The 23,612-nt window shown below is 60.9% G+C and carries 20 protein-coding genes; 2 read left to right on the forward strand and 18 right to left on the reverse strand.

Translation table 11 applies throughout. The features are described from left to right. Nucleotides 1-17 precede the first annotated feature (17 nt). The 15 genes from JMN22_RS10850 to ccoN (JMN22_RS10920) form a co-directional block, all read right to left on the reverse strand. Complete coding sequence (locus tag JMN22_RS10850; RefSeq protein ID WP_030140897.1) at nt 18-557, reverse strand: FixH family protein; 540 nt, start codon at nt 555-557, stop codon at nt 18-20. 11 nt (nt 558-568) lie between these two features. Next, entirely contained in the window at nt 569-1,984 is a 1,416-nt protein-coding gene (ccoG, locus tag JMN22_RS10855; protein WP_030140898.1) for a cytochrome c oxidase accessory protein CcoG, read from the reverse strand. Between the two features lie 301 nt (nt 1,985-2,285). Further along, nucleotides 2,286-2,762 (reverse strand): SMI1/KNR4 family protein, encoded by a 477-nt coding sequence (locus tag JMN22_RS10860; RefSeq protein ID WP_198797758.1) that lies wholly within the window; start codon nt 2,760-2,762, stop codon nt 2,286-2,288. 31 nt (nt 2,763-2,793) lie between these two features. Next, entirely contained in the window at nt 2,794-3,942 is a 1,149-nt protein-coding gene (locus tag JMN22_RS10865; protein WP_198797757.1) for an ankyrin repeat domain-containing protein, read from the reverse strand. Then, nucleotides 3,943-8,301, reverse strand: a complete 4,359-nt coding sequence (locus JMN22_RS10870; protein ID WP_198797756.1) for an RHS repeat-associated core domain-containing protein — start codon at nt 8,299-8,301, stop codon at nt 3,943-3,945. Between the two features lie 95 nt (nt 8,302-8,396). Next, a complete protein-coding gene (locus tag JMN22_RS10875; protein ID WP_198797755.1) occupies nt 8,397-8,807 on the reverse strand; it encodes a type II toxin-antitoxin system VapC family toxin in 411 nt (136 codons plus the stop codon). Further along, entirely contained in the window at nt 8,808-9,062 is a 255-nt protein-coding gene (locus tag JMN22_RS10880) for a type II toxin-antitoxin system Phd/YefM family antitoxin (protein WP_181286928.1), read from the reverse strand. Between the two features lie 151 nt (nt 9,063-9,213). Continuing rightward, nucleotides 9,214-10,197: a cytochrome-c oxidase, cbb3-type subunit III gene (gene ccoP, locus JMN22_RS10885; protein WP_030140904.1), complete on the reverse strand. Its 984-nt coding sequence runs from the start codon at nt 10,195-10,197 to the stop codon at nt 9,214-9,216. Next, the gene (locus tag JMN22_RS10890) at nt 10,194-10,379 is read right to left on the reverse strand and encodes a CcoQ/FixQ family Cbb3-type cytochrome c oxidase assembly chaperone (protein WP_003183474.1); all 186 of its coding nucleotides are present in this window, start codon (nt 10,377-10,379) and stop codon (nt 10,194-10,196) included. The genes ccoP (JMN22_RS10885) and JMN22_RS10890 overlap by 4 nt, the downstream gene beginning before the upstream one ends. 5 nt (nt 10,380-10,384) lie before the next feature. Further along, entirely contained in the window at nt 10,385-10,993 is a 609-nt protein-coding gene (ccoO, locus tag JMN22_RS10895; RefSeq protein WP_003199605.1) for a cytochrome-c oxidase, cbb3-type subunit II, read from the reverse strand. Further along, nucleotides 10,993-12,435, reverse strand: coding sequence for a cytochrome-c oxidase, cbb3-type subunit I (gene ccoN, locus JMN22_RS10900; protein ID WP_030140905.1), 1,443 nt, complete (start codon nt 12,433-12,435; stop codon nt 10,993-10,995). Before ccoN (JMN22_RS10900) ends, ccoO (JMN22_RS10895) begins: the two co-directional genes overlap by 1 nt. 482 nt (nt 12,436-12,917) lie before the next feature. Continuing rightward, complete coding sequence (gene ccoP / locus JMN22_RS10905; RefSeq protein WP_198797754.1) at nt 12,918-13,871, reverse strand: cytochrome-c oxidase, cbb3-type subunit III; 954 nt, start codon at nt 13,869-13,871, stop codon at nt 12,918-12,920. After that, nucleotides 13,868-14,068 (reverse strand): cbb3-type cytochrome oxidase subunit 3, encoded by a 201-nt coding sequence (locus JMN22_RS10910; protein ID WP_030140907.1) that lies wholly within the window; start codon nt 14,066-14,068, stop codon nt 13,868-13,870. Before JMN22_RS10910 ends, ccoP (JMN22_RS10905) begins: the two co-directional genes overlap by 4 nt. Nucleotides 14,069-14,071: 3 nt before the next feature. Next, a complete protein-coding gene (ccoO, locus tag JMN22_RS10915; protein ID WP_003183469.1) occupies nt 14,072-14,680 on the reverse strand; it encodes a cytochrome-c oxidase, cbb3-type subunit II in 609 nt (202 codons plus the stop codon). A 10-nt stretch (nt 14,681-14,690) separates the two neighbouring features. Beyond that, nucleotides 14,691-16,115, reverse strand: coding sequence for a cytochrome-c oxidase, cbb3-type subunit I (gene ccoN, locus JMN22_RS10920; protein ID WP_030140908.1), 1,425 nt, complete (start codon nt 16,113-16,115; stop codon nt 14,691-14,693). A gap of 96 nt (nt 16,116-16,211) precedes the next feature. Here ccoN (JMN22_RS10920) and JMN22_RS10925 point away from each other — a divergent pair, with 96 nt between their 5' ends. Continuing rightward, a complete protein-coding gene (locus JMN22_RS10925) occupies nt 16,212-16,904 on the forward strand; it encodes an alpha/beta family hydrolase (RefSeq protein WP_198797753.1) in 693 nt (230 codons plus the stop codon). Nucleotides 16,905-17,074: 170 nt separating this feature from the next. Here JMN22_RS10925 and JMN22_RS10930 read toward each other — a convergent pair whose 3' ends face one another. From JMN22_RS10930 to acnA, 3 genes are all read right to left on the reverse strand, one after another. Then, the gene (locus tag JMN22_RS10930) at nt 17,075-18,640 is read right to left on the reverse strand and encodes a methyl-accepting chemotaxis protein (RefSeq protein WP_030140910.1); all 1,566 of its coding nucleotides are present in this window, start codon (nt 18,638-18,640) and stop codon (nt 17,075-17,077) included. A 75-nt stretch (nt 18,641-18,715) separates the two neighbouring features. Then, nucleotides 18,716-19,504 carry a CPBP family intramembrane glutamic endopeptidase gene (locus JMN22_RS10935; protein WP_030140911.1) on the reverse strand — a complete coding sequence of 263 codons (789 nt, stop codon included), beginning with the start codon at nt 19,502-19,504 and terminating at the stop codon, nt 18,716-18,718. Between the two features lie 115 nt (nt 19,505-19,619). After that, nucleotides 19,620-22,361, reverse strand: coding sequence for an aconitate hydratase AcnA (acnA, locus tag JMN22_RS10940; protein ID WP_198797752.1), 2,742 nt, complete (start codon nt 22,359-22,361; stop codon nt 19,620-19,622). 172 nt (nt 22,362-22,533) lie between these two features. Here acnA and rlmM point away from each other — a divergent pair, with 172 nt between their 5' ends. Beyond that, nucleotides 22,534-23,607 carry a 23S rRNA (cytidine(2498)-2'-O)-methyltransferase RlmM gene (gene rlmM, locus JMN22_RS10945; protein WP_198797751.1) on the forward strand — a complete coding sequence of 358 codons (1,074 nt, stop codon included), beginning with the start codon at nt 22,534-22,536 and terminating at the stop codon, nt 23,605-23,607. The last annotated feature ends 5 nt before the right edge of the window (nt 23,608-23,612 follow it).

Below are 23,612 nucleotides of genomic sequence, written 5' to 3' on the forward strand. Positions count from 1 at the left end.
CTCGCCACAAAAGCAGCTTATTTCTTCAGGTCTTCAGCGCCTTGCAGCGGCTCATCGCCCAGCAGGATGTCCTGGTTGTGATTGACCTGCTCTTCTTCGAACAGCCGCCAGGTCTTGTCGTTCTCCACACCGAGCAATTCGACAAAGCGCCGACCTTCGATCTTGTCCGCCAACTGGCCAACATAGCGCCCCGGTTCGCTGTCGTTGCGGGTCAGGACAATCTTGCGGTCCTTCTCCGGCTGCGTCGGCGAGATCAGGCTCAGTTCCACGGTCTGGGGCCGGCTGTTGCCGTTCAGGCGCAGGTTGACTTCACCGGTAAGGTCGTCCAATTGCACATTGGCATGCAATTGCAGGGTCTGGGCCAGCAGTTCGCGCTCCAGCGAGCGATTGATGCCTTTGCCAGCCTCGTAATAGTTGTCGTTGACCAAGTTGTCCGGATTCTTCACCGCAATGGTCACCATGGTCAGGCTCAGCGTTACCGAGCAGGCGAGGATCCCGATGATGATCCACGGCCAGAGGTGCTTGTACCAAGGGCTGGTGGCGGTTGCTGCAGGCATGGGCATTTCTCTCAACGAGTCTGTGGGCCGATGAACCGGCTCTTGGCTTCAACATGGACGCTGTCGTCATCGGCATCCTTGAGGATGAACGTCACCTCGTTGGTGCTCGACGGCAGTTGTTCCGGTGCGCTGGACAGTTCAACCGGCTGGCTGTAGATCTCGCCTGCGGCAACCTTGATTTCGCGACGGCCTTGCAGCTTGAGATCAGGCAAGCCGGCGGCTTCCAACACGTACGTATGGTCGCGTTGGTCCTTGTTCATGATCTTCAGGCTGTAGACGTTCTCGATCCGGCCTTCGGCGTTTTCTCGATACAGCACGCGGTCCTTGCTGACGTCGAAACCCACCAGCGAACGCATGAAGAACGCCGTGACCAGCAGGCTGATCATCGCCAGCAGCACCAAGGCATAACCGATCAGGCGCGGGCGCAGTTTATGGGTTTTCTGCCCCGAAAGGTTGTGTTCGGTGGTGTAGCTGATCAGGCCACGCGGATAGTCCATCTTGTCCATGATGTTGTCGCAGGCATCGATACAGGCTGCACAACCGATGCATTCGATCTGCAAGCCGTCGCGGATGTCGATGCCGGTGGGGCAGACCTGGACGCACATCGTGCAGTCGATACAGTCGCCGAGGCCCAGGGCCTTGTAGTCGATACCTTTCTTGCGCGGGCCACGGCTTTCACCGCGACGTGGGTCATAGGAAACGATCAGGGTGTCCTTGTCGAACATCACGCTCTGGAAGCGGGCGTAAGGGCACATGTAGATGCACACTTGTTCACGCAGCCAGCCGGCATTGCCGTAGGTGGCGAGGGTGAAGAAACCGACCCAGAAATACGACCAGCCATCGGCCTGGCCGGTAAAGAACTCGAAGACCAGCTCGCGGATCGGCGTGAAATAGCCGACGAAGGTCATGCCGGTGACGAAACCGATCAGCAGCCAGAGGCTGTGCTTGGCGAATTTGCGCAAAAATTTGTTGGCGCTCATGGGCGCCTTGTCGAGCTTGATGCGCTGGTTGCGGTCACCCTCGGTGACCTTTTCGCACCACATGTAGATCCAGGTCCAGACGCTTTGCGGGCAGGTGTAGCCGCACCAGACCCGACCGGCATACACCGTGATGAAAAACAGGCCGAAGGCGGCGATGATCAACATCCCTGACAGCAGGATGAAATCCTGGGGCCAGAAGGTGGCGCCGAAAATAAAGAATTTGCGTTCCGGCAGGTTCCACCAGACAGCCTGGTGACCGCCCCAATTCAACCAGACCGTGCCGAAATACAGCAGGAACAGGAAGGCTCCGCCAACCATTCGCAGGTTGCGGAACAGGCCCGTGAAGGCGCGGGTGTAGATTTTTTCCCGAGAGGCATACAGGTCGACGCTTTTGTTGGCGTCCTTGGCAGGCGGGGTAACGTCATGTACCGGAATCTGGTTGCTCATCAAATGCATCCCACGGCAGTGGAAAAACGCCGAGGCCAGTACGTGCCGGCTACGGTCAGAAAGGGTGTTGCAGTGGCGCAATGATACGCCTGTCGCTCTAGGTCAAGGGTGCGACCTTTGGTCGCGTTGGGTGTATGGGCCGAATGGTGTAGCGGATGTAACAAGTCATGACCTGGATCAATTGACTATAGACAGGGTATGGCGTTGGCAGAGATTGGATGGGGGTGGCTTCGCCGCCCAGCGAGAGCAAGCCCCCTCGCCACGGGACTTTCCGTTTTGGATCAAACGTTGTGGTATTGGCTCATTCTTCCTCGTCCAGGTCATCTTCATGGATCAGGCCTTGGACGAAACGGAGGAAATTGGAACAAACAGGTCTCTCGGAGTGAGTCTGGTTCTCTTCAGGGCTCCGGCCGCTATCAAAGCTATCAGTTGTGAAATAGCTAACGGCTTCGGTATCAAGGTTCAGGCAAAAGAAGTTGCCACCCCAGTCATTTGCGAAAGGTAATAAATTCGCAGGAAGTAGCTGTTTCTTTAGCATTAGCTGGTAGGTGGATAACACCGTGGAATCACTACCAGCAATTGGCTTGAAGGCAGCCACTTCCAATGGCTCGTCGAAATCGTCGCCGAGCCAGTAGGTGCGCTCCGGTACGCCACCGTTGTACTTGAGGTAATGGCTCCGAAAGGGAGCCGGTAGACGCTTGCCAATGATAGATTCCAAACGATCCAGGTCCATCGAGGTAACGGCCGTTTCAGGGTCTGGAAATTTATTTTCAAGCATCACTGCCCTCCGGAGATTCATCCTCTACGCGTTAACTTTGTAGCGGAGAAGTCAACGCGATACTTTTCCAGCTCGCCTTTCGTTTTTTTTCCAAGAGCGAGGCTAAAGCGTCACCCTCAGGCAGCCCTTTCTTCGGCAGCTTGAAGGGAACCAGAACGTAGAGCTTTACCGAGTCCTCATGGTGTTCATCCACGGGTTCTTCGGTGGTGTTCCAAATTTTGTCCACGACCAACAGCGCGTCGGTATCGCTCGGCCAGCTGAGCTGGGCGAAGTCTTTATCTATTTTTGAAATGATCTGGCCTTCCGACAAGGGGCCGTTATCGAACGTGTGGCGAGCGAGCAGGGACAGCAACTCAACCGGGAAAACCCAAGGACTGTGCGGGGGAAAACCTTGCTGCGTGAGAGGCCAGTCACCGGGCAAACATACGAATAATTCGGTATGAGGGCTTTTGGCAAAAAGTCCGATGGTGAAGAGTAACTTGAACTTGTTCTTACCCTCGATGCAGCTGATACGCAGCTCCAGCCCCGCTTCATTACTGAAGGGACTTAGCTGCGCGGGTAAAACCCAACCTGCTGTGTTGTGCACGAAAGTGGCTATAGGTCCGCCGAATTCTTCGGCCGGGTTCTCAATAACGTCCATGATACTGACCGCCCCGGCTTTTCTTAAGACGGCCGCAATGTCTGTAAATCCCCACGTATTGGCGATGTCCAACGGCGCGTTATTCAGCCGGGTGTGCAGTCGATTGATGTCGGCATGGTGTTCTATAAGAAGATTGACGATGTGCTGGTGCCCGGAGGTGATCGCGTCAATCAGCGGGGTGGTTATGCTGTCAGGCCAACCGTCCACCAAGGCACCTGCCTCCAGAAACCATTGGCATGTTTGTAGATGTCCGTTGCCGGCGGCGGCGGCAAGGGGGGTGCTATTACCAGAACTCGGGGCAGGCTGGTCCAGTGCAATACCTAAAGCCACCAATAAGCGGCAAACTTCGGTTTGACCCTGTTCGGCAGCCATGTGCAGCAACGTCTCCTGCCCCTCAAGGCCATACAGGGGTAGATGCAATAGAGCGGGATTTTCCTCCAGGCGCTTTTTTAGCGAGGCTTCATTTCCCGAGGCGATGTCGGCATGAATGGCGGATAAAGCCTTGATGTTCTTTTCATAAATTTCTTCTGGGTTGGTCATTTAAAAAATTCCTTTTGCCATTTGATCACCCATTTTTTTCAATGCGTTTTCGACACTGGCCGTCCCACCGATGTCCGCTTTCTGAAGAATTTCATAAACTTTTTTCGCGCTGGCTACCGAGTGATTTCCCCCACCATTTTGGGCCCAAGTGAAGTTGCGCGGATCGTCGTTCAGGCCGATTTTGTGTTTGGTCAGAATTTTTTGCGAGTCGGTAATGTATTTTCGATTTTGCGCTCTCCAGCTTTTCGGAGCTTTTTCGCGGACGATATGATGGTAATGCGGCTTCACCATACCCTTAGGCGCAGGCCCCATCGCTCTCTTCTGTGAGGCGCTGAGTCGACAAACTTCCCAACCCCACGGATCCACCCACCCAATAGGATTCGGTGCGTATTGATAGAGGTTGAACCCACCTGCCAAGCCAATCGGATCCGGCGTAGTAAACCGCCCCACATCCGGATCATAAAACCTGAACGTATTAAAATGCAGCCCCGTTTCCCGATCCAGGTATTGCCCCTGGAACCGCAAATTCTGCTCTTCGATGTAGTACGGCTCGCGCACCTCTTCCAGCGTGTTGCCCCATACCCGATACGCAGCCTGCCAAACGTTGTGTCCGTCGGCTTCGGTGAGTTGTTCCGGCAGGCCGTTGAGGTCGTTGTGGTAGTAGCGGATCTTTTGCAGCGGGCCGCTGCCGTCGACGCGGGCCAGGGGTTCGTAGCCTTCGTCTTCGTAGAGGTACAGGCTGGTTTGCTGGTGGCGGTGTTCCTGCAACAGGCGAAGGCCGTCCCAGGTGAAGCGGGTTTCACCCAGCGGGTAACCTTTGTTGTCCTGCTCGGTCTTGGCGATGCGCCGGCCGAGCGGGTCGTAGGCCATGTTTACCACGCTGCCGTCGTCGTTGCGCACTTCGATCAAGCGGCTTTCGGCGTCGTAGGCGAAGCGCTGCACGCCGCGTTTGGCGCTGCGCTTTTCGATCATCCGGCCAAAGGCGTCGTAGCGGTAGCGCTTGTCCTGGTAGGTCAGCAGTTTGTTGTGCACCACCAGTCCGGCGCCTGGGGTGGGGCCGTCCAGCAGGTTGGCGGCGGCGTCGTAGCTGAAGGTTTCGCGCTGGCCGTGCAGGCTGTCCTGGCTGGCGATGATGCGGCCGGTGGCGTCGTAGTGCAGCAATTGGCGCTGTTGCGCGGCGGGTTGCTGGTCGAGCTTGCCGATGAGGTTGTCGGCGGGGTCGTACTCGAAGTGTTTTTGTACCGCCGCCGGCAGCAGCGAGGGTTGGCCGCTGTGGCGGCGTTGTCGCGTGCGCAGGCGGCCGCTGCGGTCGTATTCGCTGCGGGTGCTGATCTGGCCTTGGGTGCGTAGCACTTCGCGGTGCAGGCGGTCGCGTTCGAAGTCGCTGATGACCTGGCCGTCGAGGTTGATCTGGTGCAGGTGGCCGCTGCCGTAGTACAGGCGGTTGACCCAGCGGCCATCGGGCAGTTGGGTCTGGATCAGGTTGCCGAGTTCGTCGTAGTGGTGTTGCAGGCTGCCGGCGGCGCCGTTTTCGGCGAGCAACTGGCCGAGGGCGTCGTAGGTAAAGCTCAGGGTTTGCGCGTTGCCTTGCAGGTCGGTGAAGGTGACGGCGGTGAGTTGGTCCAGCGGGTCGTAGCGGTATTCGGTGCGGCCGTCGTCGGTGACTTTGGCGATCAGGCGGCCCACGGCATCGCGTTCCAGGCAATGGACGATGGGCGCCGGCGGTATTTCGGGAATGAGCGCCAGGCCCGTGCCGTACGGTGCAGGCATCGCCGTCACTGCCGCGACGTTGTCGAGGCGGTCGTAGTCGTAGCGTTTGGCGCTGCCATCCAGGTCTTGTTGCTCGCTCAACCGATCCCCAGCGTCCCAGGCAAACCGGTAGCTCTCGCCATTCTCGTTGGTCAGCGCTTGCAGCCGGCCAAAGCTGTCGTAGGCAAATTGCACCTGCCGGCCCTGGGCATCGGTGCGTTGGCGGACCTGGCCGCGGCGGTTGTGCTGGTAGTGCGTGGTGTGTCCGGCCGGGTCGGTGTAGCCGGTGAGCTGGCCGGCGCTGTCGCGCTGATAATGCTCGGTGCGGCCGTCCGGTAATTGGCTGCTCAGCAGCCGGCCTTGGGCGTCGTAGCTGAATTGGGTGCGCTCGCCGAGGGCGTCGGTGATGGTTTGCAGGTAACCGCGCGCGTCATAACTGAAGCGTGTCGGGTAACCCGAGCAATCGACGTGTTCGACCAGTTGGCCGAACGGGTTCCAGCGCAGCTTCTTGCTTTTGCCGGTGGCATCGATGATTTCTACCACCTGGCCGTGGGCGTCGTAGCGGTAGCGGGTGCGATGGCCCAGCGGGTCGGTCTCCGCCGTGCAGTTGCCGCGTTGATCGTAGCGGTACGTCCAGCTATTGCCGGCGGCATCAGTGTCCACCAGCGGCAGGGCCCAATGTCCGAGCCAGAGGGTGGACTCGCTGCGGCCCAACGGGTCGGTTTCGCTGATCAGGTTGCCGGCGTCGTCGTAGCTGAATGAGTACTGGCCGCCTTGCGGATCGGTAGCACTGAGCAACTGGCGCTCATCGTTCCATTCGAACAGCCACGTCTGGCCGAGGTTGTCGCTGAACCGGATGATCTGGTGCTGGCTGTTCCAGTGACGGATGCTGGTGCGTTGCAGGCTATCGCTGATGCGGGTGATGCCGGCTTGCAAGTCATAGTCGAACTGGTAGGCATCACCCTCATCAGTCCAGTGCCGGACCACGCGCCATTCCTGGTCATCGATCAAGGCCCATTCGTAGAAGCAGCGCAGGCCGGTGGGCAGTTGGTGCTCGACCATCCGCCGTCCAGCGTCATAGCTGAAGCGCCGTTGCATCTGGTTGCCAGCGTCGCGTACTTCGGCGAGATTGCCCGATGCGTCGTAGGCGTAGCTGACCAGCACTTCCCGCGATTGATCAGGGTAGAGCCGTTGAATCTGGCTGACGCGTTCGCCTTCTCGAATCAGCTCGACCTGCACCAGATCGAAGGTGTCGCGCAGCCGCACCAGGCGTCCGCCCTCGTCATAGTCGAGGTGGATACGGTTGTCGTTGCGGTCGCCCAGTTGGCTCAAGCGCAAGTGGGATGGGTTGGCCGGCGTGGGTTCGAACAAACGGTACAGGCCGTCATCGCTCTCGATCAGCAATTGCCCACTTGTATGGCGGCGCACCGCCAGGCCTTCGCCGGCACTGAATACGGCGCCGCCCAACGGGATGGAGCCCATATCGATGGGGCGCGCCTGTTCGTCGGTGTAGACCAGGGTTTCGCCGCCGTCGGGGTGGGGCAGGATGTCGACCCGTACCTCATAGGTCACGCTCCAGCCGGCACCGAACAGGCTGTCGCGACGCTCGTCACGGCTGTTGTAGAAGCGTTGCCAGTCGATCGGCAGGATGCCGGGCAAGACGAAATCCAGCTCTTCACCACCGCCAAGCACCTTGGCGCCCGTGGCGGCGTGCACCGGATTGGATGAGCCCAGGGCCGCGTTGGCGGCTGCGTTCGCCGCGCTGCTGGCGGCCATGGACACCGCGCCGCCCACCAGCATGCACGGCAGCTTGCTGAAGAATTTGCCCTTGCCGCCCTTGAGCATCAACAGGGCTGTGACCGCCAGGCCAACACCCGGGGTCTTGCCGCTGCGGATCTCGCGCACCACCACCGAACCGCCGCCAATGGTCACGTTGGGTGAAATCAGCCCGGACGACACCACCGTTGCATCGCAGGTGCTGCGGTCGCCGCTGCGTACGGCGGGCTGGCCGTTGATGGTGACCTTGTCCGAACCTTCGGCCATGAACTGCGGTGGCATCGGCGGATGCTTCATGCAGATGACCAGGTCCTCCGGCTTGGGCACGGCGCCGGGGGCGGGCGTGGCGACGGTGGGGCGCCACATTTGCGAGAAAAACTCCCCGGCCATGGCCAGGTAGCTGGGTTCTTCTTCAGGCTCGGGCGCTTCAAGCTCGGTGCCGGCCGGGGCGACGTGGGACTCAATCGCCCCGGCGGCGCGGGCTGCGGGGATGTTATTGGTGAGGGTGTCAGTGGAGCCGGTGAGGATGTTGGCCTGGACCGTGGGCGGAAAGAGGGCGTTGCCGATGCCCTCGCATATATTGCTCAACCCTTTGTCGGCCCCGGTCTTGCTCATGGCAAGCCCGACCACCGTTCCCACCACCAGTCCGAGCACGAAGCAGCCCAGGCCGCCGGTGACCACGGTAATGCCCGTGGCCGCGACCACCGCGGCGGTCGCCACGGCAGTAATCGCAATGTTCGCCGCCACCTCCAGCACGCCGCCAAGGACGTCGGCCATCATCGAGGTGTGGTTGAGTGCATCGCCCAGGCGGGCAGCCCAGAGCGCGTCAGACATGCGCGAAGCCCAGGCCGATGCTTGTGTGCTGGAGTGGTTCGATGCGTTTCATTGCGCCTGTCTCCCTGGCGGTAAGTTACGGGTCCGTCGTGATATCAGCTTGACCAAGGGTTGAGCAATGCCACGCCGCTGCTCTGGAAATCCGTCACGTTGCGCGTCACCACGGTCAGCCCGTGGACCAGCGCGGTGGCGGCAATCAACGCATCGCATTCGTTGCTGCGGTCGGGAACATGAAGACGCGCGCAGCGAAGCGCCACGGCGCGGTCGACGGCGAGAATCCTGCCGGCAAACGTGGGCATGACGTGGTTGTCCAGCCACGCACGCAGGCGACTGCCTTGCACCGGATCCTTGCGCTCGAAGCGCAAGACGCCGGTTTCCAGTTCCAGTACGGTAATCGCCGAGACGTAGAGGCTGGGGGCGGGCACGCTGCGCGCCCAGGCCTGCACGTTTTTATCGGCCTGGGGTTTGCGCAGCTCCGAGATGACATTGGTATCGAGTAGAAACATTCAGGACAGGTCCACCGAGCGGGGCGTAATGACGGCACGCTCGGTATCGAAGTCGATATCCGGCGCATCGGGCATGACCAGCAACTCGACAATGCTGGCGCCAACGCCGGTCAGTTTCTGGTACTCCTCAATGCTTAGCAGCACATGGGCCGGCTTGCCACGGTCGGTGATGATGACCGGCCCTTCACGGGTGGCTTTTTTGGCACCACTTGTGTCGTGGTTGAATTCGCGGCTGGAAATAGTGGTGACGGACATGCTGGCGTCCCCCAAGAAAATCGAATGTAGGCACGTTACTACTGGCGCCAGGGTGCAGGCAAGGGGAAACAGGCTCGTGATGTTTCGACGGTCGAAAAAAAAGGCCCCGCCAATCAGATTGGCGGGGCCTTCCGTGTACCAGTGACTCGCCTTACTGAGCGTCAGCGGCCGGAGCCTTTTCGCCGTGCGACAGGCTGTAGACATAGGCTGCCAGCAGGTGGACCTTGTCGTTGCCTTGCAGGTCAGCCTGGGCCGGCATCTGGCCCTGGCGACCGTAGCGGATGGTCTGCTGCAGCTGGGCGAAGCTCGAACCATAGATGAAGCCGGCCGGGTGCGTCAGGTCGGGAGCGCCCATGGCGGGCGTGCCCTTGCCGGCTGGACCGTGGCAGGCCACGCAGTTGGCTGCGAACAGTTTCTGGCCATTGGCTGGATCGGCCTTGGCGCCTTCGGGCAGCTTGCGACCGTGCAGGCTGGTCACCAGGTAGGAAGCCACGTCAGCCACGCCTTGCTCGCCGACCACGGCGGCCCAGCCCGGCATCACGGCGTGACGACCGCCCATGATGGTGGTCTTGATGGTCTCCGGCTCGCCGCCCCAGCGCCAGTCGGCGTCGGTCAGATTGGGGAATCCGTAGGCACCCTTGGCGTCGGAACCGTGGCAGACCGAGCAGTTGGAAGCAAATAGGCGACCGCCCATTTTCAACGCTTGCGGGTCCTTGGCGACTTCTTCGATCGGCATGGAGGCGAATTTGGCGAAGATCGGACCGAACTTGGCGTCCGAGCGAGCCATTTCCTTTTCCCACTCGTGCACGCCGGTCCAGCCGGTCTGGCCGTTGGCGAAGGCGGTCTGCTTTTCGGTGTCCAGGTAGTTGTAGCCTGGCAGCAGGCCTTTCCAGTTGCCCAGGCCAGGGTAGAGGACCAGGTAGCCAAGGGCGAAAATGATGGTGCCCACGAACAGCATGAACCACCATTTCGGCAGCGGATTATCGTACTCCTCGATCCCGTCGAAGGAGTGGCCGACCGTCTCTTCGGTGGCTTCGCTGCGCTGGCCCTTGCGGGTCGACAGCAGCAGCCAGGTCAGGGAGAAGATCGTTCCCAGGCTGAGGACTGTGACGTACAGACTCCAGAATGTAGTCATTCTTTGTTACTCCTAGAAGCTTGCTCGACGTGCTTGATGGCTTCGGGATCATCCGCGAACGGCAGCAAGGTCGCGTCGTCGAACTCCGACTTGCGCTTGGGGCTGAATACCCACAGCGCCAGGCCGATGAAGGCCACCATCACGACGACGGTACCCAGGCCACGAATCATCCCGATATCCATCCAAATCACCGTTTGCTTTTGATGATGGTGCCCAGGCCTTGCAGATAGGCCACCAGCGCGTCCATTTCGGTCTTGCCCTTGACGGCATCCTTGGCACCGGCGATGTCTTCATCGGTGTAAGGCACGCCCAGGGTACGCAAGACTTCCATTTTCTTGGCGGTGTCTTTGCCGTCGAGCTTGTTTTCTACGAGGAACGGGTAGGCCGGCATCTTCGACTCAGGCACGACGTTGCGCGGGTTGTACAAGTGCGCACGGTGCCAGTCGTCGGAGTAGCGGCCGCCAACGCGGGCCAGGTCCGGGCCGGTACGTTTGGAACCCCACAGGAACGGGTGGTCCCAGACGCTTTCGCCGGCAACGGAGTAGTGGCCGTAGCGTTCGGTTTCGGCACGGAACGGACGGATCATCTGCGAGTGGCAGCCGACACAGCCGTTGGCGATGTAGATGTCGCGGCCTTCCAGTTCAAGGGCGGTGCGCGGCTTCATGCCCTCGACCGGCTTGTTGGTCACGTCCTGGAAGAACAGCGGAACGATCTGGGTCAGGCCGCCGATACTGACGGCGATGACCATGAAGAAGGCCAGCAGGCCGATATTCTTCTCTACTGCTTCGTGCTTCATCAGTGAGCTCCAACTACGGCGATCTTGGCGGCGGCTTCAGCTTCAGCCGGGTCAGAGGCACGAACGGTGCGATACACGTTGTAGGCCATCAACAGCATGCCGCTGGCGAAGAACGCGCCGCCCAGGGCACGCACGATGAAACCAGGATGGCTGGCTTGCAGCGCTTCGACGAACGAGTAGGTCAGGGTGCCGTCGTCGTTGATCGCACGCCACATCAGGCCCTGGGTAATACCGTTGACCCACATCGAGGCGATGTAGAGCACGGTGCCGATGGTCGCGAGCCAGAAGTGCGCGTTGATCAGGCCGGTGCTGTGCATCTGCGCACGGCCGAACAGTTTCGGGATCATGTGGTAGATGGCGCCGATGGAGATCATCGCTACCCAGCCGAGTGCACCGGCGTGTACGTGGCCGATGGTCCAGTCGGTGTAGTGGCTCAGGGAGTTGACGGTCTTGATGGCCATCATCGGGCCTTCGAAGGTCGACATGCCGTAGAACGCCAGCGATACCACCAGGAAGCGCAGGATCGGGTCGGTGCGCAGCTTATGCCAGGCGCCCGACAGGGTCATCATGCCGTTGATCATGCCGCCCCAGCTTGGCGCCAGCAGGATGATCGACATCGCCATGCCCAGGGACTGCGCCCAATCCGGCAGCGCGGTGTAGTGCAGGTGGTGCGGACCGGCCCAGATGTAGAGGGTGATCAGCGCCCAGAAGTGGACGATGGACAGGCGATAGGAATAGATCGGACGCTCGGCCTGTTTCGGCACGAAGTAGTACATCATCCCCAGGAAACCCGTGGTCAGGAAGAAACCCACGGCGTTGTGGCCGTACCACCACTGGATCATCGCGTCGGTCGCGCCCGAGTAGGCCGAGTACGACTTGAAGAAGCTGACCGGCAGGGAGGCGTGGTTGACGATGTGCAGCATGGCGGTCACGACGATGAAGGCACCGTAGAACCAGTTGCCGACGTAGATGTGCTTGGTCTTGCGCTTGACGATGGTGCCGAAGAACACCAGACCGTAGGTCACCCAGACGATGGCCAGCAGGATAGCCAGGGGCCATTCCAGCTCGGCGTATTCCTTGGTGGTGGTGAAACCCATGGGCAAGGTCACGATCGCGCCGACGATCACCGCTTGCCAACCCCAGAAGGTGAAGGCCGCGAGGCTGTCGGAAATCAGTCGCGTCTGGCAGGTTCGCTGCACGACATAGTAAGAAGTGGCAAACAACGCACAACCACCGAAGGCGAAGATCACCAGGTTGGTGTGCAGCGGGCGCAGGCGTCCAAATGTCGTCCATGGCAGATCGAAGTTCAACTCCGGCCAGACCAGTTGCGAGGCGATGAAGACACCGAGCCCCATGCCAAGGATCCCCCAGACCACCGTCATGATGGCGAACTGGCGGACTACCTTATAGTTATAAGCAGTCGGACTGATTGCTGTGCTCATTCTAAGGTTCCACGGTTTGGGTGTTTTATTAGGATAAAAATCGGTCGCAAGTATGGAGAAAGCGGGGGGTCATTGCAACGCGCCATGACCTGGGTCAATGCTTTCCAAAGCTGATTCTGCGGCCTTTCCATGTTCTCTGTAGGGACAAAATTGGCCCACGGCAAAATGTCTCGACGAAGGAAGGAGGCGAGGGGGTCAGGTCGGTTGTAACGGGGTGTGTTCAAACACGGCGTTCGGGGGATGCCAGGCAACTGTCGCAACAGCCGGTATTCACCTGCGTTTGCGGCCTCTTGAACGAACGATTGTCGAACGCATCGGGTCAGGATTGACCTGAAACCGGCAGTCGCCAGTGCACGCAAAGGCAAGCTTAGACCCGATTCCAGAGAACCGAAAGGAAGACGATGGGAGGGTGCGACAATGCGTCGCGCAGGGGAACGGAACAGCCGCATCCAGATGAATGCGGCTGTTCGTGTGGTCAGGATTTATTCGCTTTTGTGTTCAGCTTGCAGGCGTTCGGTGCTGGCGTTGTGGGACAGGCTGTAGACGTAGGCCGCGAGCAGCTGCACCTTGTCATTGCCCAGCAGCTCATTTTGCGCCGGCATGTGGCCTTGGCGTCCATGGCGAATGGTCTGCTGCAACTGGGCCAGGCTGGTGCCGTAGATGAAACCGGCCGGTTGCGTCAGGTTCGGCGCGCCCATGGCTTCGGTGCCCTGGCCATTGGCGCCATGGCAAGCGACGCAGGTGGTGTTGAACGCTTGCTGGCCGGCTTGCAGGTCGGCACCGCTGTCCGCCGGCAAGGGCAGGCCCGCCAAGTCGTGGCGCACATACGCGGCCACGTTCTTGACCCCGGCGTCCCCCAGCACTTCGCCCCAGGCCGGCATCGCCGCCATGCGGCCACCCATGATGGTCGTCTTGATGGTGTCGGCCGCGCCGCCCCAGCGCCAGTTGCTGTCGGCCAGGTTCGGGAAGCCGAAGGCACCCTTGGCGTCCGAGCCGTGGCAGACCGAGCAGTTGGAGGCGAACAGGCGACCTCCCATCTTCAAGGCTTGTGGGTCCTTGGCGACTTCCTCTACAGGCATCGCCGAGAACTTGGCGAAGATCGGCCCGAACTTGGCGTCGGCCTTGGCCATTTCCTTTTCCCATTCATGGGCGCCGGTCCAGCCGTTGTCGTAGCCGGGCAGGATGCCTTTCCAATTGCCCAGGCCCGGGTAAAGGACCAGGTAGCCAACGGAAAACACCAACGTGCCGGCGAACAACAGGAACCACCATTGCGGCAGCGGGTTGTCGTATTCCTCGATGCCGTCGAAGCTGTGGCCCATGGTCTGGTCGACGCTGCCCTTGGTCTCGCCCTTGCGGGTGCCGATCAGCAGCCACGTCAGGCCGATCAGGCTGCCAATGGTCAGTACGCAGATCCACGTACTCCAGAAAGTGGTCATGACCGGGTACTCCTTGGTGCGGGGTCTTGGGGGGTAATGTCGGCGGGCGGTTCGTCGGCGAACGGCAGCAGGCGCGCCTGGGCGAATTCCGGCCCGCGCTTGCTGCTGTACACCCACAGGATCAGGCCGATGAAGGCGATGAACACCACGACGGTGCCCAGGCCGCGGATCATGCCAGTACTCATTTCAAGCACCATGGCTCACCTCTTGCTCTTGATGGCAGTGCCGAGCACTTGCAGGTAGGCGACCAGCGCGTCCATTTCGGTCTTGCCTTTGAGCGAGGCGACACTGCCCGCGATATCGTCATCGGTGTACGGCACGCCGAGGGTGCGCATGGCGCGCAGCTTGCCTTCGGTGTGGCTGCTGTCGACTGCCTGTGTCACCAGCCATGGGTAGGCCGGCATTTTCGACTCGGGCACGACGTTACGTGGGTTGTACAAGTGCGCGCGGTGCCAGTCATCGGAGTAACGCGCGCCGACGCGGGCCAGGTCCGGTCCGGTGCGCTTGGAGCCCCACAGGAACGGGTGGTCCCAGACGCTTTCGCCAGCCACGGAGTAGTGGCCGTAGCGCTCGGTTTCGGCGCGGAACGGACGAATCATCTGCGAGTGGCAGCCGACGCAGCCTTCGCGGATGTAGATATCGCGGCCTTCCAATTGCAGGGCGGTGTAGGGCTTCATGCCGTCCACCGGTTTGTTGGTCACGTCCTGGAAGAACAGCGGCACGATCTGGGTCAGGCCGCCGATGCTCACGGCCAGCACCATCAACAGCATCAGCAGGCCGACGTTTTTTTCGATTGTTTCGTGTTTCATGGCGGACTCCTCAAGCCATCTGCGCGGCAGCGGCGGCTTCGGCAGGCTGGTAGGCCCGCACGGTGCGCCAGGTGTTGTAGGCCATCAGCAGCATGCCGCTGAGGAAGATCGCCCCGCCTACCAGTCGCACGATGAAGCCAGGGTGGCTGGCCACCAGGGTTTCGACGAAGGAGTAGGTGAGCGTGCCGTCCTCGTTCACCGCACGCCACATCAGGCCTTGGGCGATGCCGTTGACCCACATCGAGGCGATGTAGAGCACGGTGCCGATGGTCGCGAGCCAGAAATGCGCGTTGATCAGGCCAATGCTGTGCATCTGCGCCCGACCGAAGACCTTCGGAATCATGTGATACAGCGCACCAATGGAAATCATCGCCACCCAGCCGAGCGCGCCGGCGTGTACGTGGCCGATGGTCCAGTCGGTGTAGTGGGAGAGGGCGTTGACGGTCTTGATCGCCATCATCGGACCTTCGAAGGTCGACATGCCGTAGAACGCCAGGGACACCACCAGGAACCGCAGGATCGGGTCGCTGCGCAACTTATGCCAGGCGCCCGAGAGGGTCATCATGCCGTTGATCATGCCGCCCCAGCTTGGCGCCAGCAGGATCAGCGACATCACCATGCCCAGCGACTGTGCCCAGTCCGGCAGCGCGGTGTAGTGCAGGTGGTGTGGGCCGGCCCAGATGTACAGGGTGATCAGCGCCCAGAAGTGGACGATGGACAGGCGATAGGAGTACACCGGGCGTTCGGCCTGTTTCGGCACGAAGTAGTACATCATCCCCAGGAAGCCGGCGGTGAGGAAAAAGCCCACGGCGTTGTGGCCGTACCACCATTGCACCATTGCATCCGTGGCCCCGGCGTACACCGAGTAGGACTTGGTGAAGCTCACCGGCAGTTCCAGGTTGTTCACAATGTGCAGAATCGCCACGGTCAGGATGAACCCGCCGAAGAACCAGTTGCCGACGTAGATGTGCTTGGTGTTGCGCTTGGCCACGGTGCCGAAGAACACGATGGCGTAGGCGACCCAGACGATGGTGATCAGGATGTCGATCGGCCATTCGAGCTCGGCGTATTCCTTGGAACTGGTGTAGCCCAGCGGCAGGCTGATGGCCGCCAGCAGGATCACCAGTTGCCAGCCCCAGAAGCAGAACGCAGCGAGTTTCGGCGCGAACAGCTGGGTCTGGCAGGTGCGTTGCACTGAGTAGAACGAACTGGCGAACAGGGCGCAGCCACCGAAGGCGAAGATCACCGCGTTGGTGTGCAGCGGGCGCAGGCGGCCGAAGCTGGTCCAGGGCAAATCGAAGTTGAGCTGTGGCCAGACCAATTGGGCCGCGAGAAAAACCCCGAGCCCCATGCCGACGATGCCCCACACCACCGTCATAATGGCGAATTGGCGGACCACCTTGTAGTTGTAGGCGGTACTGATAGAAGTGTTCATGGTTCCCCATCCACGGTTCAGCCGAAGTGAGCGCCTGCGCAAGGCAAGGCGGCGTTCTTCGCCTGGAGTTATAGGCAGACTAAAAGCGAGGCAAGCATGGACAAACAGCACAAGGCCAGTATTGACGGGGATCAATGGGCGCGATGCGTGGCGGAACGTGGCTGGTTGTGGACGGCGGCGAAACCGGGCGCTGGCACCGAGTCGCCGACCCTGATCCTAGCCCATGGTGCCGGTGCACCGATGGACAGCGGTTTCATGGAGGAAATGGCCGCGCGCCTTGCCGTACATGGCGTCAGTGTGTTGCGCTTCGAGTTTCCCTACATGGCCCAGCGGCGCCTGGACGGCGGCAAGCGCCCACCCAATCCGGCCCCCAAACTGCTCGAATGCTGGCGAGAGGTGTACGCCACGGTGCGGCCTTATGTCGCTGGGCGGCTGGCCATTGGTGGCAAGTCCATGGGCGGGCGCATGGCGAGCCTGCTGGCCGATGAGCTGGGCGCCGAGGCGCTGGTCTGCCTGGGCTATCCCTTCTATGCGGTGGGCAAGCCGGAAAAACCACGGGTCGAGCATTTGGCGGCATTGAAGACGCGAACCTTGATCGTCCAGGGCGAGCGGGATGCGTTGGGGAATCGAGAGGCGGTGCAGGGCTATCCCTTGTCACCGAGCATCGAGGTGATGTGGCTCGTGGCGGGGGATCATGATCTGAAACCGCTGAAGGTTTCGGGGGTTAGCCATGAGCAGCATTTGGACGCGGCGGCGCAGGGAGTGGCTGGGTTCTTGTCTCAAGATTGATGGCGCTCGTGCGGGCCTCTTCGCGAGCAGGCTCGCTCCCCACAATTGGAATGCATTTCAATGAGCCGCCTAGAACCCCTGTGGGAGCGAGCTTGCTCGCGATAGCGGCCTGCCAGACGACAAAAAACCCGGAAGCTTTCGCTATCCGGGTTTTCAGTTGCCAATTGAAATCAGCGGTTGAACCGCTCCACCAACGAATACTGCGTGTTGGCCGTGCGGGTCAGCTCCTCGCTGAGCAGCGCCGAGCTGTGGGCCTGGCCTGAGGTCTGGTCGGCCAGTTCCGAGATGTTGCTGATGTTGCGGCTGATCTCCTCGGCCACCGAACTCTGCTCCTCGGTCGCTGCAGCAATCTGAGTGGTCATGTCGGTGATATGCGCCACCGCTTCGCTGATGCCCACCAGCGCCTGGTCGGCTTCCATGACCCGCGCCACGCCTTCTTCAGCCTGGCGGTGACCGGCGTCCATGGTCTGCACGGCATTGTTGGCGGTCTGTTGCAGCTTGGCGATCAAGGCATGGATCTGCCCGGTGGACTCGCTGGTGCGTTGGGCCAGTTGACGCACTTCATCGGCGACTACGGCAAAACCGCGTCCCATCTCGCCGGCCCGGGCCGCTTCGATGGCGGCGTTGAGGGCCAGCAGGTTGGTCTGGTCGGCGATGCCCTTGATCACATCAACCACGCCACCGATTTCATCGCTGTCCTTGGCCAGTTGGGTCACGGTCTGTCCAGTCTCGCCTACCACGACCGACAGGCGCTCGATGGCCTCGCGGGTTTCCCCGGCGATGTCGCGACCACGCCCCGTGAGGCGATTGGCCTCCTGGGTGGCATCGGCGGTGCGCTGCACATGGCTGGCGACTTCCTGGGTGGTGGCGGCCATCTGGTTGACGGCAGTGGCGACCTGTTCGGTTTCCACGCGCTGGCGTTCCAGGCCGCTGGAGCTGTCGTGGGCCAGGGTATTGGATTGCCGGGCTTGCGCATTGAGATGCTCGGCGGTGTCCTGCAAGCGGGTGAGGCAGGTTTTCAGACGGGCTTCCTGGCTGAGGATCGACATTTCCAGGCGTGCCTGGGCGCCGCGGCTGTCGGTGTACATCTGCGCGATCAGCGGATCGGAAGTGGTTTGCTCGGCCAGGCGCAACAGGCGCTTGATCCCACGTTGCTGCCATTGCAAGCCCAACAGCCCCAGCGGCACGGATAGCAGGGCGGCCAGGGCAAAGCCCCAGGAAGAGTCAAGGAAAGCACCGACGACGAAGCTCAACTGGCTGACGAGGATGAATGGCAGCCAGTCTTGCAGCATCGGTACCCATTTATCGCTGCTCGGAACCGCGGACTTGCCCTGGTTGATGCGTCGATAGAGTGCTTCGGCCCGGGTGATCTGCTCGGCCGTCGGCTTGACCCGTACCGACTCGTAGCCGACCACCTGGTTGCCCTCGAAAATCGGCGTGACGTAGGCGTTGACCCAGTAATGATCGCCATTCTTGCAGCGATTCTTGACGATGCCCATCCAGGGTAATCCCTGTTTCAGGGTGTTCCACATGTGTGCGAACACGGCTGACGGGACGTCGGGGTGGCGCACCAGATTGTGCGGTGCATGGATCAGCTCTTCCTTGGAAAACCCACTGATTTCAACGAACGCGTCGTTGCAGTAGGTAATCACACCCTTGGCATTGGTGGTGGAAATCAATCGCTGCTGGGCCGCGAAAGTCCTTTCGCGTTGTGTGACAGGCTGGTTGTTACGCATGGTATGTAGTCCGCAAGGCTTTGAGAGGTTGTCGGCACCGTCAGCTTTTAATTGAAATAATTCTGCCCGGCGGTATCACGCCAGCATCGGGTAGGTAAATAGGGCGAAATGAAGCAGGTTCAAGCCAAAGTGCGTGGCAATCGCGGCGCCCAGGCCGCCGAATCGGTAGGCCAGTCCATAACCGATCCCGGCCAGGCCCGACAACAACACCCAGTGCCATCCCGCGCCAGCATGCACCAGGCCGAACAACAACGAGGACAGGATCAGCGCCAGGGATTCGCCATGACGTAGAAGCTTGAAGCACCGGCTCAGGCCTCCTTGAATGTAGCCACGAAACAGCGCCTCCTCCACCAAGGTCACCAATAAAAGATTATTGAGTACCCAGAGCCAGGCCTGGTCCGGCCACTTCGGCGCCCATTCGATCATGCCCAGCAGCAGGGCCCCACCCAAGGCCAGCGTGGTGCTCAAGCATAGCCCGAGCACCGTGGCGTAGACGAACCCGCGAAACGGCCGCCGGCCGACGATCCACGGGCAGGCCAGCAGCAGCCAGAAGCCGATCAGCGGCTTGTCCTGGTTCAAATACATGGCAAACCGTGTGGCGTCATCGGTCAAACGTTGTGCTGCGATGGCCCGCCCGTTGAAAAAACCCGGCATCCAGTGCAGCGCCAGCGCGATCGCCAACACCAGGAACAAACAATGCCCGAGAAACTGCCCGACGGGCATCTTTTGTTGGCGAACCGCATACCCGGCGAACAGCAACAGCGCGATTGAGATGGCTGCAGTCCAGGTGAGATGACCATAGGCCAGGGCCATGGCATAGCCGGCCGAGAGAAGGGCCAGGTACGGCCAAGGTAGGGCGGGCATATCAAATCCTTTGAGGCGGAAAACTGTCGAGGCTTGTCGACGCCGGCGGGATTATAGGCAGACCCATACGAAAACACCGCCCAAATGAGACGGTGTTTTCGTAAGACGCTTCTTTTTATCCTGTAATTAATTGCCGTAGGACAAAGTGCAGGATCCCGCCGGCCTTGAAATATTCCACCTCGTTCAAAGTATCAATCCGGCACAGCACTTCGATCCGCTCCTGGCTGCCGTCTTCGCGGGTAATGACCACGGGCAGGTTCATGCGCGGCGTCAGCTCGGTGTCGCTCAGGCCGAGGATGTCCAGGGTTTCCTTGCCGGTGAGGTTCAGGCTCTTGCGATTCTGATCAAGCTTGAACTGCAGTGGCAATACGCCCATGCCCACCAGGTTGGAACGGTGGATGCGCTCGAAACTCTCGGCGATCACCGCCTTGACCCCGAGCAGGTTAGTGCCTTTGGCGGCCCAGTCCCGGCTCGAGCCGGTGCCGTATTCCTGTCCGGCGATCACCACCAATGGCGTGCCGGTCGCCTGGTACAACATTGCGGCATCATAGATCGACATGCGTTCGCCGTTGGGGATATAGACCGTGTTGCCGCCTTCTTCCCCGCCGAGCATCTCGTTGCGGATACGGATATTGGCAAAGGTACCTCGCATCATCACCTGGTGGTTGCCCCGTCGCGAGCCGTAGGAGTTGAAGTCCCGAGGCTCCACGCCCTGTTCACGCAGGTAGCGGCCGGCCGGGCTGTCCGCCTTGATATTGCCGGCCGGGGAGATATGGTCGGTAGTCACCGAGTCTCCCAGCAGCGCGAGCACCCGCGCGCCTTCGACATTCTTGACGGCGGGTGGTGGGCCGCCAATGTCATCAAAAAACGGTGGGTGTTGAATATAGGTCGAGTCGGCTTGCCAGACGTACGTGGCGGCTTGTGGCACTTCAATCGCTTGCCATTGTTCGTCGCCGGCGAACACGGCGGCATATTCCTTGTGGAACATGCCGGTGTCGACCTTGGCCACGGCGTCGGCGACTTCCTTGCTGCTCGGCCAGATGTCCCGAAGGTAGACAGGGTTGCCGTCGCGATCATTGCCCAGCGGTTCGCTGCTGATGTCGATGCGCACGGTGCCGGCCAGGGCGTAGGCGACGACCAGCGGCGGTGAAGCCAGCCAGTTGGTTTTCACCAGCGGATGCACACGGCCTTCGAAGTTGCGGTTGCCCGACAGCACCGACGCCACGGTCAGGTCTGCTTTCTGGATGGCTTTCTCAATCGGGTCGGGCAGGGGCCCTGAGTTGCCGATACAGGTCGTGCAACCGTAACCCACCAGGTCGAAACCGAGCTTGTCGAGGTATTCGGTCAGGCCCGCGGCGTTGTAGTAATCGGTGACCACCTTCGAGCCCGGCGCCAAGGAACTCTTGACCCAAGGCTTGCGGACCAGGCCTTTTTCCACGGCTTTTTTCGCCAGCAACCCGGCGGCCATCATCACGCTGGGGTTAGAGGTGTTGGTGCAGGACGTAATCGCCGCGATGACCACCGCGCCGTTTTTCAGCCGATGGGTCTGGCCTTCGAATTCATACTCCGCTTCACCCACCTGATCGGCGTTGCCCACCGCGACGCCTCCGCCGCCCTCGCTTTCCAGGCGACCTTCTTCCTTGCTGGTGGGTTTGACTTGCAACCCGAGGAAGTCGCTGAAGGCCTGGCCGACATTCGGCAGTGCCACTCGGTCCTGTGGACGCTTGGGGCCGGCGAGGCTGGCTTCGACGCTGCCCATGTCCAATTCCAGCGTGTCGGTGAACACCGGTTCCTGACCGGGCAGGCGCCACAGCCCCTGGGCCTTGCAATAGGCTTCCACCAGCTTCACGGTTTCCGTCGGACGGCCGGACAGGCGCAAGTAGTCCAATGTCACATCGTCCACCGGGAAAAAGCCGCAAGTGGCACCGTATTCCGGGGCCATGTTGGCAATGGTGGCGCGGTCGGCCAGGGGCAGGTCGGCCAGGCCATCGCCATAGAACTCGACGAATTTGCCCACCACGCCTTTCTTGCGCAGCATCTGCGTGACGGTCAGCACCAGGTCGGTGGCGGTGATGCCTTCGCGCAGCTTGCCGACCAGTTTGAAGCCGATGACTTCGGGGATCAGCATCGACACCGGCTGGCCGAGCATCGCCGCTTCCGCCTCGATCCCGCCGACACCCCAGCCCAGCACGCCGAGGCCGTTGATCATGGTGGTGTGGGAGTCGGTGCCTACCAGGGTGTCGGGGAAGGCGTAGGTGCGGCCGTCTTCTTCTTTGGTCCAGACGGTGCGGCCCAGGTATTCGAGATTGACCTGGTGGCAGATACCGGTGCCAGGTGGCACCACGCTGAAATTGTCGAAGGCGCTCTGGCCCCAGCGCAGGAACGCGTAGCGTTCACCGTTGCGCTGCATTTCGATGTCGACGTTCTGCTCGAATGCCTGTCGGCTGGCGAACTTGTCCACCATCACCGAGTGGTCGATCACCAGGTCAACCGGTGACAGCGGGTTGATCCGCTGGGGATCGCCGCCGGCCTTTTCCACGGCGGCGCGCATGGCGGCCAGGTCGACCACCGCGGGGACGCCGGTAAAGTCCTGCATCAGCACCCGCGCCGGGCGGTATTGGATCTCGCGGTCGGAACGACGCTCTTTGAGCCAGCCCGCCAGGGCCTTGAGGTCGGTGCCGGTGACGGTTTTTTCATCTTCCCAGCGCAGCAGGTTTTCCAGCAGCACCTTGAGGGACATGGGTAATTTGTCCAGGTCGCCCAGGTTTCGCGCTGCATCCGGCAGGCTGAAATAATGGTAGGTCCTGGCATCGACTTGCAGTGTCTTAAGGGTTTTCAGGCTATCGAGGGACGGCATTGAAATCACTCCTTTGAGTCCGCACGGCTACGGACTGACGGAACGGACAGAGCCTTTAACCTAGCCCTGTTTTGAGCGTATGACTAATCACTGGACTCTATTGGAAGGTTCGCGGTTCCGAACTCCGCTATCATGCGCCGGTTTTCGTGACAGGCTTTGCTACGGGGTTTCAATGAATACGCTTTTTATGCACTGCCGGCCCGGCTTCGAAGGCGAGGTCTGTTCCGAGATCGCCGAACATGCCGCGCGGCTCAACGTGGCAGGCTACGCCAAGGCCAAGCCGGCCAGTGCCTGCGCCGAATTTGTCTGCACGGAAGAGGATGGCGCCGAGCGGCTGATGCGGGGACAGCGTTTTGCCGAGCTGATTTTCCCGCGCCAGTGGGCCCGCGGCACGTTCATCGAGTTGCCGGAAACCGACCGCATCAGTGTCATCCTGGCCAACATGGCGGCATTCCCGACGTGCGGCAGCCTGTGGCTGGAAGTGGTTGACACCAACGACGGCAAGGAGCTGTCGAACTTCTGCAAGAAATTCGAAGGCCCGCTGCGCAAGGCCTTGATCGGGGCCGGCAAGCTGGTGGACGACCCGCATAAGCCGCGTCTGCTGCTGACTTTCAAGAGCGGTCGCGAAGTGTTCCTCGGCCTGGCGCAAGCGGATAACTCGGCCATGTGGCCGATGGGCATCCCGCGTTTGAAGTTCCCCCGGGAAGCGCCAAGCCGCTCGACGCTCAAGCTCGAAGAGGCTTGGCATCATTTCATTCCTCGGGACCAGTGGGACGAGCGTTTGCACAGCGACATGACGGGCGTGGACCTTGGCGCCGCGCCGGGTGGCTGGACCTGGCAATTGGTCAATCGCGGCATGTTGGTCACGGCCATCGACAACGGCCCGATGGCCGAAAGCCTGATGGACACCGGCCTGGTGCAGCACTTGATGGCGGACGGTTTCACGTTCAAGCCCAAGCAGCCGGTGGACTGGATGGTCTGCGACATCGTCGAGAAGCCGGCGCGCAACGCGGCGATGCTGGAGGAGTGGATTGGCGAAGGGCATTGCCGCGAGGCCGTGGTCAACCTCAAGCTGCCGATGAAACAGCGTTACGCCGAGGTCAAGCGCCTGCTCGAACGCATCGCCGAGGGCTTCAAGGCCCGGGGCATCAAGGTCGAAATCGGCTGCAAGCAGCTGTACCACGACCGTGAAGAGGTGACGTGCCATCTGCGGCGGTTGGATACCAAGAAGCCGAAGTCCCGCTAATCCTT

Origin of the sequence: Pseudomonas sp. HB05 (genome assembly GCF_016756915.1) — a bacterium.
Classification (GTDB): Bacteria; Pseudomonadota; Gammaproteobacteria; order Pseudomonadales; family Pseudomonadaceae; genus Aquipseudomonas; species Aquipseudomonas alvandae.

Excerpts from the sequence above, each read along its gene's own strand:
- JMN22_RS10870 (WP_198797756.1), bottom strand. The coding sequence starts at position 8,301 with ATGTCTGACGCGCTCTGGGCTGCCCGCCTGGGCGATGCACTCAACCAC.
- JMN22_RS10860 (WP_198797758.1), bottom strand. The coding sequence starts at position 2,762 with ATGCTTGAAAATAAATTTCCAGACCCTGAAACGGCCGTTACCTCGATG.
- ccoN (WP_030140905.1), bottom strand. The coding sequence starts at position 12,435 with ATGAGCACAGCAATCAGTCCGACTGCTTATAACTATAAGGTAGTCCGC.
- rlmM (WP_198797751.1), top strand. The coding sequence starts at position 22,534 with ATGAATACGCTTTTTATGCACTGCCGGCCCGGCTTCGAAGGCGAGGTC.
- JMN22_RS10875 (WP_198797755.1), bottom strand. The coding sequence starts at position 8,807 with ATGTTTCTACTCGATACCAATGTCATCTCGGAGCTGCGCAAACCCCAG.
- ccoO (WP_003183469.1), bottom strand. The coding sequence starts at position 14,680 with ATGAAACACGAAACAATCGAAAAAAACGTCGGCCTGCTGATGCTGTTG.
- ccoO (WP_003199605.1), bottom strand. The coding sequence starts at position 10,993 with ATGAAGCACGAAGCAGTAGAGAAGAATATCGGCCTGCTGGCCTTCTTC.
- JMN22_RS10925 (WP_198797753.1), top strand. The coding sequence starts at position 16,212 with ATGGACAAACAGCACAAGGCCAGTATTGACGGGGATCAATGGGCGCGA.
- ccoP (WP_198797754.1), bottom strand. The coding sequence starts at position 13,871 with ATGACCACTTTCTGGAGTACGTGGATCTGCGTACTGACCATTGGCAGC.
- JMN22_RS10910 (WP_030140907.1), bottom strand. The coding sequence starts at position 14,068 with ATGGTGCTTGAAATGAGTACTGGCATGATCCGCGGCCTGGGCACCGTC.
- JMN22_RS10850 (WP_030140897.1), bottom strand. The coding sequence starts at position 557 with ATGCCTGCAGCAACCGCCACCAGCCCTTGGTACAAGCACCTCTGGCCG.
- ccoG (WP_030140898.1), bottom strand. The coding sequence starts at position 1,984 with ATGAGCAACCAGATTCCGGTACATGACGTTACCCCGCCTGCCAAGGAC.
- JMN22_RS10935 (WP_030140911.1), bottom strand. The coding sequence starts at position 19,504 with ATGCCCGCCCTACCTTGGCCGTACCTGGCCCTTCTCTCGGCCGGCTAT.
- JMN22_RS10865 (WP_198797757.1), bottom strand. The coding sequence starts at position 3,942 with ATGACCAACCCAGAAGAAATTTATGAAAAGAACATCAAGGCTTTATCC.
- JMN22_RS10890 (WP_003183474.1), bottom strand. The coding sequence starts at position 10,379 with ATGGATATCGGGATGATTCGTGGCCTGGGTACCGTCGTCGTGATGGTG.
- acnA (WP_198797752.1), bottom strand. The coding sequence starts at position 22,361 with ATGCCGTCCCTCGATAGCCTGAAAACCCTTAAGACACTGCAAGTCGAT.
- ccoN (WP_030140908.1), bottom strand. The coding sequence starts at position 16,115 with ATGAACACTTCTATCAGTACCGCCTACAACTACAAGGTGGTCCGCCAA.
- JMN22_RS10930 (WP_030140910.1), bottom strand. The coding sequence starts at position 18,640 with ATGCGTAACAACCAGCCTGTCACACAACGCGAAAGGACTTTCGCGGCC.
- ccoP (WP_030140904.1), bottom strand. The coding sequence starts at position 10,197 with ATGACTACATTCTGGAGTCTGTACGTCACAGTCCTCAGCCTGGGAACG.
- JMN22_RS10880 (WP_181286928.1), bottom strand. The coding sequence starts at position 9,062 with ATGTCCGTCACCACTATTTCCAGCCGCGAATTCAACCACGACACAAGT.